Here is a 15,895-nt window from a genome sequence, read left to right as displayed (position 1 = left end):
TGTTTTATTTTATCTCTTTGATGAACGCACGGCGGCGCTTATGTTGCTTAGTCTCAAAGTAATCCCATTGTGCCTGGACTTTTCCGTTCAGTTCCAGTTCGGGGTTGCTTTCCGCAAAGATAAAACCTAATTTTTGATAAACTGGAATTAAATCGGAAAATAACAAAGCGTTAACACCTTTGTTCTGATATTCCGGTTTCACTGCAACAAGTAGTAAATCAAGCATTTTGGCACGGCGTTTCATGAATAATGCTTTCAGCAGGTAGAACCATCCGAGGGGCAGCAGGCGTCCGTGCGATTTTTGCAGGGCTTCGGCCAGTGAGGGCATGGAGATGCCCACGCAGACCAACTCGTCGTTGGCATCGGTGATAAGGGTCACCATACGCAAGTCGAGGATGGGCAGGTACATTTTCACGTACTGGTTAATCTGTCGCTGTGTCAGTGGAGAATAGCCGTAGAGCGGGCTGTATGCTTCGTTCATCAGCTCGAAAATCTTCTGTCCGTAGTCTTTGGCTATTTTCCTTCCGGAAGTGTATTTTTTTATCTTGAGATTATATTTCCGTTGAATCAGTTCGGAAATGCGCTTGTGTTTGTCGGGGATGGCATCGGGAATGTAGATTTGGTATTCCACCCAATCGGCGTCTTTTTCAAAGCCGAGTTTCTCCATGTGTACCGGATAGTAGGGGTAGTTGTAGATGGTAGCCATGGTGCTGAGTTGGTCGAATCCTTCGATAAGCATTCCTTCCGCATCGAAATCGGTAAATCCGAGAGGCCCGGCAATGTGCGTCATGCCCCGTTCCTTTCCCCAGTCTTCTACGGTCTTGATGAGTGCGGAAGAGACTTCGGGGTCGTCAATGAAATCTATCCATCCGAAACGGACATTCTTGCAGCCCCATTTCTCATTTGCACGGTTGTTGATGATAGCGGCTACGCGCCCTACGATTTTATCATCCCGGTATGCCAGGAAATAATCTGCTTCACAGAACTCGAATGCCGCATTCTTCTTTTTATTGAACGTATTGAGCATATCGTCATAGAGGTCGGGCACGGAATAAGGGTTGTCCTTATACATCCTGTAATTGAAACGGATAAATTTCTTCAGCTCACTCTTTGTGGTGACTTTCTTGATTGTAATAGCCATATCTCGTATTTATGATTGAGGGAACAAAGATACGTGATAATCTTCAAATTACAACGCAGAGGGTGGCAAAAACTGTATATGATGAATTGAAGAGTGGGTTTACTTTGAAGAGAAACAATAGACATTCCCTGCAAAGTCGCAAACAACCATCCGGTTGCCGGATACGGCTATGGTCGAGAATACGGGGGCTCCGAGATTATATTTATCTTTTATGATTCCCGTTGCCTGGTCGATGGCATATAGATAACCGTCGGAAGCTCCGAGATAGACGATTCCCTGTGACGCTACGGGGCTTGTTTCCACTCCGGCTTGGGGGGGGCTGGAATAAGGGGCGGTATACACAAGTGAAGGTGATGTCTCTACTTTCCATTTATTGAAAAGTGTAGATTTGTCCAGTGCGAAAACTCCACGGTCGGCTGTGCCGAAGATAATTTCCTGTTCGGTGACGAGCGGGGTGGATGTAACGTCCAGGTTGGCCGATAGCTCTTTTTGTTGGAGTACTTTTCCGGTTTTCGGTTCTATGGTGAAGAAGCTTTTGGAAGAGATAATCCACAATGTTCCGTCTTTATAGACCGGAGATGCTCCCCGGTTGCCGAGTCCGTTGCCGGAGAGTTTCCAAAGTAGTTTCCCGGTGCGGATGTCGTTGCCGTATAATCCTCCCCATTGGGTTCCGCTGACTAATACATCTCCGGCAACGGTCAGTGTTGTAGTAGAGCCTTCCCGTTGTTTCCAGTCTTTGTTAGTCCATATTGTTTGTCCTGTTTTTAAGTCATAGGCAGATAGTCCGGTACCGATTCCGGCATAGACTACGCCTTTATCTATGGTCACTCCTTCAGTCAGATAGGGGTAACTGTCAAGATTGATATATTGTTTCCAAAGTAACTTTCCTGATTCTGCGTCTAAAGCATATAGATTGCAAGAAGCGTCCTGGGCTATTACAACTCCATTCTCATAGGCAATTGTATTTTTTATGGAGTTTGCCGTGCGGAACTTCCATAACGGTTTGCCGGAGCTGAAATCAAATGCGCAGATAGAAGTGTTCAGTGACACATTATCATCGGTGGTAGCGATGAATATCCTTTGTCCGGCGATAATGGGAGAAGTCATAAAGATGTTGCTGCCAGTGTTGGCTGTCCATTGCAGTTGCAGAGGGAGCTTGATTTGAGAACCGTTGATGCCTCCGGAGTGCGCTGCGTTTTGAAGCAGGGTGTTCCAGTCTTTGCCCGGAATAGTAGGCGGGTTGAAATCTTTTTGATAAGTGAATTGGCTGGTAGCAGTCGCTTTCTTTCCGTCGTTGAAGAATGAGGTTACTGTAAGATTCAGTCTCTTCCCATTTTCATTCACTGGTATTTGGATGTTTTCACTCCAATTCCAGTCAGTGAGAGAGGTAAGATTACCTTTGGCTATTTCCTGATTATTATCCGCATCGCTCAGGATATAAGAAACACGTGATGTTTTCGCTTGCGAGTGATATGTGTTGACGGAAACAAGAAGCAGGTTTTCGTCTGCAGAAGCAGTAGCAGTAGTCTGGTTGTTCATTGGAGAGACGATGGCTATTTGCGGTTCGATGAAAGCGTATCTTAATTCTGTACTGATGTTATTATTGGCATCTACCTTAATATCACGGAAAGAAGAGGGTGAGTGGTCAATGCCGCCTTTGTCTAACGTTCCGGTGCAGATTGTGTAAATTCCATTCTGATTGCGGACGTAGTTGTAGTGCATATGCCCGTATATTTGCGCTTTTGTATTGAAAGCACGCAGGTCGAGTATATGTTCATTGTCGGCTTTGAATACGAAAGTGTCACTTGCGGTGAATAGGTCATGGTTGAAAAGAATCAGCGCTTGCCCTTTCTTCATCAGTGCGAGGTCATTTTTCAGCCAGTTATATACGTCTTTCAGTGTATAATCAGTCGGATTGTCTCCGTGGCTGATGGGGGTGACTACATAATGGATATTGCCGATGTCGAATGAATACCATGTCGGTCCGTAGAGAGATTCGTAGAGTTCTTCGCCATATTTGCCTTTCACCAGGTCGTGATTGCCGATACAATAATAAACGGGGCAATCCATCGTTTGTGAATTGACCACTTGGTTGTGCATTGTGAGCCCCGGCTCGTAACAGATGTCACCGGTATGAATCAGGAAGGCAGGTTTCTCGTTTTTGATGTAATGTTTTAGGTCTGTCACCCAACGTCCCATCCCACTGGTCACTTCGGTGTCGGTGATTTGGACGAAAGAGTGCTCTTTCGATTTAGTCTGTTCGCTCTCCGATAGTAGGAAATCGTAGCTTTTTCTATTTTCTTTGGTAGAAAGATAGAATTGCTGTGTTTTATATCCCGCAGGAGTTGTAATAGTGATGAACCGTGTCTTTTCGAATCCGGGTAAAGAGAACCGACCCTTCTTATCTGTCTTTACTACGTTCAATCCGTCGGTTACCATAACGCCCGCCAGCGGCTTGTCGCCTTTGTTAAATATGCCCGATTGGTCGGCGTCGACATAGACTGTTCCTTTGAATTGAGCGCTTAGTGGCAGATATAGTAAAAATGAGATTAGTATGACAGATAATCTTTTCATGGTCAGTTCTCCGGTTTTTAGTGTGTTAAGCTAATTATTCCTTTTTTATTTCAGTTGTTTCATTTCTTCATTGTAGCGTGCTTCTTCTTTGCATAAAGGTTTGTACCACGTCTTTCTTAATATGAGTGTGGTGACCAGAAGCAGAGCGATGGAACTCCACAGTCCCAGTTGTTCGCGGACAACGAGGTACATCGGAATGATGGTAAGCGTACATTGCCAAACGATACCGATTGCCACGTTGAAAGCGTCTCTTTTGAAGTTTCTGTTTGGCCGGATGTGGGGATAACGGGCCAACGCTTTTTTTTCAACCGGCTTCCACCATCCCCAGGGGCGTACACGGGTATAGAAGTTGATAAGTGTCTCTTCATCAGTCGGGGGAGCGCTGTAAGTTCCGGCGATACATCCTATCAGGGAAACGCCAAACAGAACGGGGAAGAAATACAGTACCCATGCATCAGGGACAGTAAATTTCATAACGATTGCCGCCAATACTCCGGCTGTCATTCCCCAGAAATAGCCTTCACCATTGAAGCGCCACCAGTGCCATTTCAGTACGTTGGCTGCGATATATCCACCGAAGAGTGCGCCTACAATCCATTGGAAGATTTCATTGATATCTTTCAGGAAGAATCCGATGACGGTGCTGACTACTACCACTGCAACAGAAATAACATAACTGCTGCGGATTTGCGTTTTTACGCTTGCTTTCGGGTTGATATATTTCAGATAAATGTCATTCACGATATATGCGGGAGCTGCATTCACCGTAGAAGCGAAAGTAGACATAAATGCAGCCAATAGCCCTGCCAGCAATAGCCCTGCCAGTCCGGCAGGCACATAACGGGTAATCAAATGGGGAAGAATCGTCTCAAAATCCGTCCGTGTAACTTCCATTTGTGCCATTCCGCCATCCTCTTTGAAGAAGTAGATAGCCAGCAATGCGAATCCCATAATCATCAGGTAGCGGGGGATTAATAATACCACGGATACGGAACCGCTCATCATAGCCGCTTCTTTCGGAGATTTGCAGGACAGAATCTTCTGCATATCATAGTTGGGAGCGGGGCCTGCCATACTCATAAAGATTCCTTTCAGTAACGCCATCATGACGAAAATGCTAATCAGGCTGTAAGGTTCGTTAGCCATTCGCTCGGTAAGAAGATTCATCCGGCTGCTCCAGTCAATATCGAGCGTCCACCCGAAGAAAGGTGAATCCCAGCCGACGGGAACAAATGAGTGAATCATATCCGGTGCTACCATCTGCATGCCGATGACGACAATAACGATACCTGCTACCGTCATAATCAGGAACTGAACGACATCCGTCCATACGATACTCAACATTCCGCCGAGCATCACATAGAAAGTCGCGATTGTGGTAAAGAAAATACCGTATACATGAGGGACATATTCAGCAGGAACATTGAAAGGAATAAATGGAGATACCACTTCCCAAGGGATGAATATCTCCATAAATTTACCAATACCTATGAATCCATAACTTAAAAAACCGAGTACGCTGAGTAACGCGAATACGATCACAATCGTATGTGAAAGCGTTGAACCTTTTCCTTTTCCGAAACGGGTTTTAATCCATTCGGCACCAGTGAGCACGTTGGAACGGCGCAGCCACACGGATAAGTAAACCATGAGGAATATCTGGTTGAATACCGGCCATAGCCAGGGAATCCAAAGACTTTTGAAGCCATAGGCGAATGCCCAATATACCATTAGCATTGTGCCCGTAATATCGAACATTCCGGAGGCGTTGGACAATCCCAGCATATAGAACGGTAATGATTTTCCCCCTAAGAAATAGGAATCCATATTTTGGGCAGCACGTTTTTTAAGGATAAGTCCGATGACAATCATTGCGATAAGATAGGCGCATATGATAAGAAGGTCGGCAGTGTGTAATTTCATACTATTGTTTTAAGTCGATTTATATATTGTATGTTCTTTGCTGCAAAGGTAGGGGGAAAGAGTTGGGCAAACAAGTATTATTTTAGCACATTCTGATACTAAACAATAAATGCTTCTTATTCCTTATGATATTAATTCATTCCTTAGATTCCATGCCTGTATATGTTTTATGCCATTGTGCGAAGGTAAAACCATATCGTCAATTGAGACCACCAGCTTTGGAAAGTTATCATTTATGCTCTCTAATGGCGAGAATTCCCGTTCTATGGTACTTTGATCTGCCATTATATAAGAGCACTGTATATAAACGGTTTCTCCTGTTTTTTGAGCAACGAAGTCAATTTCTTTGCCTTTGGTATTGCCTGTATAAACTTTATATCCCATACGGAGTAAATCCAAGTAAACTGCGTTTTCTATCTGGTAGCCAAAGCCGTAACCATAACCAGGATAGAGATAATTTTTATAAGCAAGATCATTAATGTAGAACTTACTTGTTCCGGAAAAGGTTTCTTTTCCCTTGATGTCATAACGACTTTGTTTGTCTCTACGAGCTTGCAAATACTTTCCACAGAAGCAGCAGAACGGACTCCGTGAGCCAGATCCAAAGGCGGATATCATTTATATCAATAAAGAATTATTCGAATTTGATCAGATTAAAACATATGTTGATTTGATCAATTATGTGTCTGCCACAAGAAAAAATATGGATGATAAATGTTATCTGTTTATTGATGAGATACAGGATATTGAAGATTTCGAAAAGGCTTTGAGACATTTCTTTGCAGAGAATACCTATGATATTTATTGTACCGGGAGCAATGCCACTATGCTTTCGGGAGAATTGGCTACTTTTCTGAGTGGTAGGTATATTGAGTTTAAAGTATATGGTTTGACGTACGCAGAATTTTTAGAGTTCCATAAACTAGAAGACTCAGTTGAAGCATTTAGTCGTTTCTATCGGTATGGCGGACTTCCTTATCTTGCTAGTTTGCCTTTTAAGGTTTGTGTCAGCTCAATAAAAAAGCCCGTCATTGACATGGAATTTGTCAATGACGGGCAGTTGCTATTATTCTAAGACCTATATCTAACTCACATTACCTTAAAAATAAACCTGTTCTGCCATTACATATTTGTTAGCTTCTATGAGCTTGCAAATGTTTTCTACAGAAGCAGCAGAGCGTAAACCGTCTGCCGGTGTGTGAAGACAATAATCTATCAGTCTGTCTACGGTGGAAGTTGCTACGTGCATACGTGTGTCCGAAGACGCATAATAGATATATACCGTTCCGTCTTCATCCGCAATCCATCCGTTAGAGAAGACCACATTGGAGACATCACCTATTCTTTCTTCATCTACCGGAGCTATCAAGTATCCGCCCGGCTCGGCGATTACCTTTGTCGGATCTTCCAGAGACGTCATATACAGATAGAGCACATAACGCAGCCCGGCAGCGCAAGCCCGTACACCGTGGGCGAGGTGCAACCATCCTTTTGGGGTTTTGATAGGATGAGGCCCCTCGCCATTCTTCACCTCTTTTATAGTGTGATAGTGACGGTGGTTGATGATAATCTCTTCTTTTACTTCAGCGTGAGTCATATCATCTATTAGTGCCCAGCCGATACCTCCGCCGTTTCCGGCATCAATGAAGCTGTCTTGCGGGCGGGTGTACAAAGCGTATTTACCGTTAACAAATTCCGGATGCAGAACGACATTGCGTTGTTGGCTTTTGGAAATCAGGTTCGGCAGGCGTTCCCAATTCTTCAAGTCTTTCGTGCGGACGATACCTGCTTTCGCTACGGCGGAAGATAAGTCGCCCGGCGCAGCGTTCGGGTCAAGGCTTTCGCTACAGAAGATGCCGTAAATCCAACCGTCTTCGTGTGCAGTCAGACGCATGTCGTAGACATTTGTTTCCGACGGGTCTGTATCCGGCAGATGTATCGGGTATTCCCAAAAACGGAAATTGTCTACGCCATTCGGACTTTCAGCGATGGCAAAGAATGATTTGCGGTCATTCCCTTCCACACGGACTACCATCAGGTACTTTCCGTTCCATTTGATAGCTCCCGAATTCATGGTGGCATTGACGCCAATCCGTTCCATAAGCCAGGGATTCGTTTCCGGATTCAGGTCGTAACGCCACTCCAAAGGAGCGTGTTCGTTCGTTAAGACTGGATATTCGTATCTTTCAAAAATCCCATTGCCCGGAAGAATAATCTTGTTGGGGCGGGTTATCAGAGTTTCATGCGCATTTTTGAGAACACACAATCGATTGTCATAAATTCTACTCATAGTGAATTGTTCTTTCTTTTTCTTCCTAAGTTTAAGAAGTACCGGAAGCGTGGGGGCACTTCCGATATACTGTTATACCACTAATATAATTATGTATGAGCTACTATGTAAGAATCGTAGTCCCTACCTTCTTCACGGAATTTTATCCAAAAGAAGCCATTTGGCTCTCGTCCTTCATCATATTGTACTTTTTTCATTACCACATTAGAAATTTTGATTTCCGTACCATTGTTTCCAGAGCTGTTGATAGTATATAATGTAGCATCAGTCTTATCGCCTTCAGTACGATCTCCCTTGAAAGAAATAACAAAGCCATTCTTTATATTTTTGTCTCCTGTCTTTATAGTTGTGATACCGTTTGATTCATTAATCGAGCATCCGCCCGGTATTCCAAAGGCGCCTTGGATAAACCATCTTGCTATATCCTTTTCAAATGGATAATCAATACATTTCACATTGATTTCTATAGGTTTTGTTTTAAGTATATTGTCAGTTATTGTAATCTTCTGGTTCAAAGCCATTTTTTTCTCGACACCATTTATGATTAGTTCTGATTTATTTTCAGAGAGTACACATGTCATAGATGGATCACATTTGATTGTATAATCTCCGCTACCATCTACTATAGGGATTCTTAGTTCTTCACCTATCCACAAATAATCAACCTGAATCATTTTAATCTCAAATCCGCCTGTTACTCTTACTTTTATAGAGCTTGTTAGTTTCATTCTGTCAGTAATGGTGATAGTAACCTCTCCTTTGGAAACTCCCGTTACCTTAATGGCACCTTCAATAATTTCGGCAGTTGCTATTTCCGGATTTTCACTGGTAACGGAGTATTCCCCATTTCCGGATGTGATTCCGATATTCAAGGCTTCGCCTATCATGCAAACTTTTCCTGTTATATCCTCAGTTACCAGATGTTCATCGTATACGTTGACTTTCAATATTGTTTTATTTCCATCAGCATCGGTTACGGTAATATTGCAGAAATCACTGCTAATCGCAGTAACCGAAATTTTACCATCTTCGCTTACTTCAGCAGTAGCCACTTCATTGTTGCTGCTTTCTACCTTATAGTCACCATTGCCGCTTAAGATATTAACTAGTTCTGTATCATTCTCACCTAAAAACATGGATAATTCTTCTTTATCCAGCTTCAGTTCAAAATCTTCTTTCACCTTAATGGTGAATACTGCTGAATGTTTGCTCCAATCCACTAGGGTTGCAGTTGTTGTTCCGTTCCTCAGACCGTTGATAATAATGCGGGTACCATCTAGTGTAGCATTTGCTATATCTTCATTAGCTATAGTTAGTTTATAATTACCGTTTCCGTTCGTAATGTTGACTTCTGCGAAGGGGTTGTCTCCATCCGCTTGTATGAAAACCTCCGCTTTATCGATAGTCAATTCACTGTACGATGGGATGTCTTCAGAACATCCGAACATCAGTATGGCGGAGCTTAGTAAAGCTCCTGCCAGATATGTTATATTAATTTTCATCAGTATCTATTCATTTAATTATTTTACAGTCAGACTTCCTTTTTCTCCAAATCTACCGGTGATTGTTACTACACTATATTTAGGTACGGTAATAGAACGCTTGCCGGTTGAAGAAGGATTCAGCTTCTTGCGCAACCATTTTACGCTGGAATTGGAAGTGTATGAAACCATGCTTTCAAACTCTTTACCTTCAATTTCCAACAAAGTGTCAAATGCTTTAGTTTTTGATTTGTTGACCAATACAATGGTATATGTATCGTCTTTGATATATGCCGATGCACTCACGTCTCTCGGGATTCTGTTTGCTGATGTTGATTCTGTTTTTACATCTACACGTGTTGAACCTCTTTGGATATATCTGGAGAATTGTCCGATAGAGTAGTAACGGTCTATACGATAGTACGAATTACTGAAATCCCATGCATCGGTTTGAAGCAGGTTTTCTCCGGTTGTTGAACATTGGCGTGCTCCTGCCCACCATACAACGGCGCTACAGTTTGCTTTTGTCAGGTAATCATTATAATTCTTCGCCCACTTCATTGCATCATTCCAAGTCTCGTCACGAGTCTTATCGTCACAAGTTTCTGTCTGCCATACATGGATTCCCTTGTCTTGGGCTGCTTTCATTGGAAGGATATTGTCGTCCACTGTAGAATAACCATGTCCTGCTGCGACGATGTTGGCTTTCACTAAATCGGGATTGTTGTTCAATGCGCTCTCTACCCATGCAACGGCATTTGCCCACCAGGGTAATTCTCCATAAATGATTTTTGTGTCTTTCAGACCTTGTTTGTCAAGTTCCGGACGTAGGTTTTGTATAGTGAAATCTGCCATTTGCTGGTTGCCCCATATACATCCGTCCCATCCGCCCATGGCCTGGTCGGGTTCATTCCAACCGGAGATACCATAGACATTGATACCGAATTTTTCTTTGAAAGCTTTGGCAAAGCTGGTCAGGAAGTTAGCGTATTCTGCACTATATTTACTATTGAAAGAACCACTTCCGCCATTTTGCTCTTCGCCTTCGGCAAAAGATTTCCATACTATCGGTGGAGTCCATACAGAGAAGAAATAATAAATATCCATCCGTTTTTTCTTACATAGATAGTCGATAATCCATAGTTGGGCATATTCCTTGTATTTCTTACTATCCGATTTGAAGAGTACTTTTTGTTCAGGAGAGTGTGCTCCCAATTTATAGTTCTCTTGTGTCTTGAAATTGAAAGTTTTGCCGTCTTTAGATGCGGACGAAGCGCATACCTCTCCACGATAGACATTAAATCTCAATCCGTTTTCGCCGTACAGGTCGTCCATGATTTGCTCGCGTTTCAAACATCCGTACACAGACTCCGCCCAACCGAAGTTACATCCGAAACCGTCTATTTCCTGATGTTTGTTTTCCGGCAGGATTCTGATAACCGATTCTGTGGTAGGTTCCGGTGAAAGACCATCATCTTCGTCGGATATGACCATTGGGTCAGGAATATATACCTCATCATGCCCCATACTGTTGTCGTCGCAAGCTGTGATGCTTCCCAGCAACAGGAACAATGATGTGCTTACATATAAATATATCTTTTTCATAAATTTGTTTCTTATAGTATTGTTAATTATTTCCATAATTCATTCTGTTCTACTGATGAGTTGTTCAACTCTCCTGCAGGAATAGGGAAATATTTATTTCTTTCTTTGAAATTATAAGCTCCCTGCTTGTCATTGCCTTTCAAGATCATCTGCATTTGAGGAGTTGTGTACCAACGCTTCAAGTCATCGAAACGATGGCCTTCGCCGAAGAACTCAAGCAGACATTGGTGCTCAATCTCTTTCATCAGGTCGATTTGTTCGAAGTCTTTTTTAGGCAAACCTGCTCTTTGGCGGATTTCGTTCAATGCCCAGTTGGCTTGATCCTTATCTGCTACTTTAGCGCAAGCTTCAGCGTATAGCAATAGTGCTTCTGCGAAACGTATTGCGCGTACATTGTTTGCTCTACCTTCTATGTTACCCATATTGTCGGCACTTTTTGATTTTACGTAGTGCGCGGTGTATTTCTTCAAAAGGAACTTACCAATTTGTGCACCGCTGGCCTGGCTGACATTAAAGATAGGAGCGCCACCGGCCATTTTGGAAGCATTACCTGTCCAAAGATCATCCATAGTGAAAAGACCTCCATAGAACTTTCCGTTATACCAACCATTCTTTTCCGACACCCAGTCGCCGTATTCGCTTGGTGTGAAGAACATACTGCCATAGATACGTTTGTCATATTTCGAGTCCGGTTGTGCTGTTATATCCGGGTCTGGTACCCATTCTCCTTTTTCGTTTAGAATCTTGTGTCTGTCTCCGCGAGTTTCAGTAGTAAATTCGCTGACAAGGAATGCGGAAGGCATTAACTTTGCCCAACCGCCGGATTTTGCAGGGCCTATAAATTGTGCCAGTGAACTACCCATGCTGATGCTGCCTTCGTTACCCCATGACATATCACCGTCGCTGCTATATTGCAATTCAAATACAGATTCGGAATTGTTTTCATAGGCAGTGGTAAAGTTATCCACGAAGTTTTCCATCAACCGATAGCGTTTACCCGGATTAGAGCCGTCAAAATAACTGTAAGACGAGTCAATCAGACCTTTCAGCAGCGTTTTGGCTTCGGCATACTTGTGCTGCGTTGCATATACTTTTCCAAGTATGGTGATAGCTGCACCTCTCTCGATACGTCCTTTTTGTTCTGCAGGGCGGCTCTCAGGCAGGTTCCCGTCTTTGATGGCAGTAAGCAGGTCGTTTTCAATCTGTGTCCAGATTTCGGATGCAGGAGATTCCTTTTTGTCAGAATCATCCTCATTCGACGGAACTAACCGCAAAGGTACATTTCCGTAGTTGTTCACTAACAGGAAATACTGGTATGCTCTCAGCGTGAGGGCTTCTCCTTTAATCGTGGCACGGTCGCTTTCCGTGATGCCGCTTGCCGGAACGTTGTCGATATATCTCAGCACGATGTTGGCACGTTGGATACCTGTATACAGTGCACCGTACGGGTCATTCCCTGTTGTAGCGGAATTCTGGAATGTGGCTATATCCCACATACTGGCTTCTTCGTTCAATATTGTAAAGATATCATCTCCACGGCTGTTGAGGTTGAGCCATCCGTCGAATGCGCCGTAATATCCGTTCATCTGGTATTTGATAGGCGAGTAAGCTGCCGCCAGTGCGCTTTCTGCATCTGCCTTATCTTTCCAGAAATTTTCGTTGGTAAAGTGGTTCGGGTCTTTCAGATCCAGGAAAGAGTCGCTGCATGATGTCAGCGCTCCCGAAAGGAGAGCTGATACAAGCATATATGATAACCAATTCTTTTTCATAATTTAATTTTTCAATGTGTAAATCTTAATATGTTATAGTCCTAGCTGGATTCCGAATGAGAAAGTGCGGGGAATAGGATAACGTCCCTGGTCAATTCCTCTGGAGAATACGCTGTAACCCACACCGGTTGAAGAACTTTCGCCCAGGTCGGGAGTAAAACCGGTGTATTTGGTCAGTGTCAGCAGGTTCTCCATAGATACGTAAACGCGCATTCTTTGGATCATTGCTTTTTGCAGCCATTGTTTGGGGAAGGTGTAGCCTATGTCTATTGTTTTCAAGCGTACATAAGAGCCGTCTTCCAACCATCTGTCGGTATAGGCCAGTTTGTTGTCTGTACCGTCTGCTTTAGAGAAGCGCGGCATATCGGTGTTTGTGTTATCCGGTCTCCAGGAATTGGCTACGTTTGTGCTCAGATTGCCGTTGAATGCTCCTGATTCGAGACAATAGCGAGGATAGTTATAAATCTTGTTGCCTGCCACACCGTCGATGAAGATGTTAAGGTCGAAATTGTTCCAGTCGCCGCCCAGTCTCAAGCCGAAGGTGAAGTTAGGCAGTGGGCTGCCGACGTCGTGCTGGTCGTTGGTATCAATCTTTCCGTCGCCGTTCCAGTCTTTGTAACGTACGTCTCCTGCTTGCGCACCCGGTTGAATCAATTCGCCATTGCTGTTTCTGTAGTTTTCCACTTCTTCTATGCTGCGGAAGATACCATCAGTCTCAATCAAGTTGAAGTAAGACATGGAGTGCCCCTTCTTGAACATATTGATACCACGTCCGCCTGCTCCGTGTGCCGAGTATCCTGAAATAGACATATACTTTCCGCCGGCAGTGATTTCAGTAACCTGATTGCTGGCTGTGCTCAAGTTGGCTCCGATGTAATAGTTCGCTTTGTCGCCGATAGAGCTTCGCCATGTAGCAGATACTTCGATACCTTTGTTCTGTACCTGTCCTGCGTTTTGTATAGACAATCCGCCGATACCGGCAGAAGCAGTATAAGGAATGGGTAACAATACATTGTTTGTGTTTTTGATATAAGCATCTGCTGTCAATGCTAATCTGCCGTTCAACAGGGTTACGTCCAAGCCCACATTGTAAGTCTCCGTATTTTCCCATGTCAGGTTGTCCGGTGATACGGCACTTACGAAAGGAAGCTGACCAAACCAAATTGTGTTGCCTTGCAGATAGTTCATCCCCCCGCTAACGACACTCAGTGTAGGATAATAGCTGTCCATTTCTTGATTACCCAGTTTGCCATAGCTTAAACGCAGTTTCACTTGGTCGAAAATGTTTTCTAACGGGCGGAAAAATTTCTCACGATTGATGTTCCAACCTACAGAAACTGAAGGAAAGTTACCATACCGGTGTCCGTCTTTGAAGCGTGAAGAACCGTCGCGACGGATAGAAGCAGAGAATAAATAACGGTCATCGTAAGAGTACATCACACGTCCGAAGAGAGAAACCAATGCTTGTTCAGACAGTGAACTGCCTGCTTTCATGGTGGTCACGTTTCCTGTCATTGTTTCGATGAACTTCGGAATATCAGAGTTACTTCCATTCAGTCCATAACTTTTGTCTTTTTGTGCGGAATAACCTGCCATAGCAGACACTGTGTGTTTGCCGAAAGTGCGGTCGTAGTTCAAAGTGTTTTCAAGTACCCAGGAATCGAAGCTTGAGAAACTTTCCGAAAGGTCTGGAGCGTTGTTGATACCATAAGTTCCCAAGTCATATGCATCAAGATAATTACGGTTCTTCGTATGATTTCTTCTCATACCTAAGTTCAACTTGTATTTCAAACCGTTGATGATTTCTGCCTGAAGATAAGCATTCAGGAAGATTTGTGTGCTTTCGCTCTTTATATCATTGATTTCAGAAATCGCATAGGGGTTCGGAAGGTTGATGTCCGCAGATGTTCCCCAGCCGGTAGCATTGGTCGGATCGAACACAGGAATGACTGTCGGAAAACGCAGCAGGCCGTTCATTGTGTCTTGATCTGTGCCGCCTTTACCTTCGGCCATACGGAGAATTAACGATTCTCCTACAGTAACGCGGTTGTTGAGGAAGCTGAAATCACTTTTCAATCGGATATTGTAAGATTCGTGGCTGGTGTTGCGCAGGATACCGTCTTTGTTCAGATAACCGCCGGATGCGCTGAATGATGCATTCTTCGAGCCTCCTGTGATACCTACATTAGCTTTGTAGACCATAGCTGTGTTTAACATAATGTCCTGCCAGTCTGTACCTTCACCGGTGAAGGGCACTGCATCGCTTTCCGAACCGAAACCATCGGCAGCTAAGCCGTAGTATTTTGCAAAGCGGCTGTATTCTTCGCCATTCAGTACATTTAGTTTTTTAGGATTCTGCTGAACTCCTGTGAAGAAATTAACATCAACTTTGGTGGGCATCTCTTTGCGGCCGCCTTTGGTAGTAATCAATACTACACCACCTGCTGCACGCGAACCATAGATTGCAGCCGCAGCGGCATCTTTCAGAACTTCGATAGACTGGATATCGTTAGGGTCAATCATGTTGATGTCACCGAATGCACCGTCCACTACGAATAGGGGAGCATTGTTGGATAAAGAACTGATACCACGCACGTTGATAGTAGTTCCGTCATTAGGATTACCACTGGAACTCATTACGGATACACCCGCAATTTTTCCTTGCAATGCAGTAGCAGCAGTCGTTGCAACGTCTCCGTTCAGTTCTTTCGTTCCCACGGAACTCACAGCTCCTGAAAGGTGGCTCTTCTTCACTGTACCGTAACCGATAACGACTACTTGATCTAGTTGCACATTGTCTTCTGCTAGTGCTACGTTGATGGGAGCGTTGGAAGATACTTTTCTTTCAACTGTTTTCATACCAATTGTAGAGAAGACAAGTATGTCGTTCATCTTCGCTTGTATGGTGTACTGACCATCTATATTGGAGATTGTTCCATTGGTGGTTCCTTTCACCTGGACAGTGACTCCGGGCATCGGCTCATTGGTCGATGCTTCGGTTACTGTACCTGTTATATTTATTTCTTGCGCAAACCCGGAAAGGGTAAGAAGACACAAGAAAAAGAAAAAACAAAGTATTTTTTTCATGATACTACTTGAGTGTTTAAACTGT

At 43.7% G+C, this 15,895-nt stretch carries 10 protein-coding genes; 1 reads left to right on the top strand and 9 read right to left on the bottom strand.

The genetic code is table 11. The features are described 5' to 3' along the window. Positions 1-4 precede the first annotated feature (4 nt). The 4 genes from ACGHVY_RS23155 to ACGHVY_RS23140 form a co-directional block, all read right to left on the bottom strand. Positions 5-1,141 (bottom strand): N-acetyltransferase, encoded by a 1,137-nt coding sequence (locus ACGHVY_RS23155; RefSeq protein WP_390601894.1) that lies wholly within the window; start codon positions 1,139-1,141, stop codon positions 5-7. Positions 1,142-1,240: 99 nt separating this feature from the next. After that, on the bottom strand, positions 1,241-3,715 hold the full coding sequence (locus tag ACGHVY_RS23150) for a PQQ-binding-like beta-propeller repeat protein (RefSeq protein ID WP_390601893.1): 2,475 nt from the start codon (positions 3,713-3,715) through the stop codon (positions 1,241-1,243). Positions 3,716-3,760: 45 nt separating this feature from the next. Beyond that, positions 3,761-5,638 (bottom strand): sodium:solute symporter family protein, encoded by a 1,878-nt coding sequence (locus tag ACGHVY_RS23145; RefSeq protein ID WP_308745047.1) that lies wholly within the window; start codon positions 5,636-5,638, stop codon positions 3,761-3,763. 123 nt (positions 5,639-5,761) lie between these two features. After that, positions 5,762-6,196, bottom strand: a complete 435-nt coding sequence (locus ACGHVY_RS23140; RefSeq protein WP_390601892.1) for a hypothetical protein — start codon at positions 6,194-6,196, stop codon at positions 5,762-5,764. Here ACGHVY_RS23140 and ACGHVY_RS23135 point away from each other — a divergent pair. Beyond that, positions 6,177-6,713, top strand: coding sequence for an AAA family ATPase (locus ACGHVY_RS23135; protein WP_390601891.1), 537 nt, complete (start codon positions 6,177-6,179; stop codon positions 6,711-6,713). The genes ACGHVY_RS23140 and ACGHVY_RS23135 overlap by 20 nt on opposite strands. 24 nt (positions 6,714-6,737) lie before the next feature. Here the strand turns inward: ACGHVY_RS23135 and ACGHVY_RS23130 are convergent, their stop codons facing one another. The 5 genes from ACGHVY_RS23130 to ACGHVY_RS23110 all read right to left on the bottom strand — a co-directional run bounded on the left by ACGHVY_RS23130 (position 6,738) and on the right by ACGHVY_RS23110 (position 15,870). Further along, positions 6,738-7,928 (bottom strand): glycosidase, encoded by a 1,191-nt coding sequence (locus ACGHVY_RS23130; protein WP_390601890.1) that lies wholly within the window; start codon positions 7,926-7,928, stop codon positions 6,738-6,740. A gap of 89 nt (positions 7,929-8,017) precedes the next feature. Next, positions 8,018-9,430 (bottom strand): Ig-like domain-containing protein, encoded by a 1,413-nt coding sequence (locus ACGHVY_RS23125; RefSeq protein ID WP_390601889.1) that lies wholly within the window; start codon positions 9,428-9,430, stop codon positions 8,018-8,020. 18 nt (positions 9,431-9,448) lie between these two features. Further along, positions 9,449-11,014 carry a glycosyl hydrolase gene (locus ACGHVY_RS23120; protein ID WP_390601888.1) on the bottom strand — a complete coding sequence of 522 codons (1,566 nt, stop codon included), beginning with the start codon at positions 11,012-11,014 and terminating at the stop codon, positions 9,449-9,451. A 26-nt stretch (positions 11,015-11,040) separates the two neighbouring features. Beyond that, the gene (locus ACGHVY_RS23115) at positions 11,041-12,783 is read right to left on the bottom strand and encodes a RagB/SusD family nutrient uptake outer membrane protein (protein ID WP_390601887.1); all 1,743 of its coding nucleotides are present in this window, start codon (positions 12,781-12,783) and stop codon (positions 11,041-11,043) included. Between the two features lie 33 nt (positions 12,784-12,816). Further along, positions 12,817-15,870, bottom strand: coding sequence for a SusC/RagA family TonB-linked outer membrane protein (locus ACGHVY_RS23110; protein ID WP_390601886.1), 3,054 nt, complete (start codon positions 15,868-15,870; stop codon positions 12,817-12,819). Between the last annotated feature and the right edge of the window lie 25 nt (positions 15,871-15,895).

The organism is Bacteroides sp. f07 (assembly GCF_042854785.1).
Taxonomy (GTDB): Bacteria; Bacteroidota; Bacteroidia; order Bacteroidales; family Bacteroidaceae; genus Bacteroides.
The sequence above is the reverse complement of the archived record's forward strand: the minus strand, read 5'-3'. Positions and strand labels throughout refer to the sequence as shown.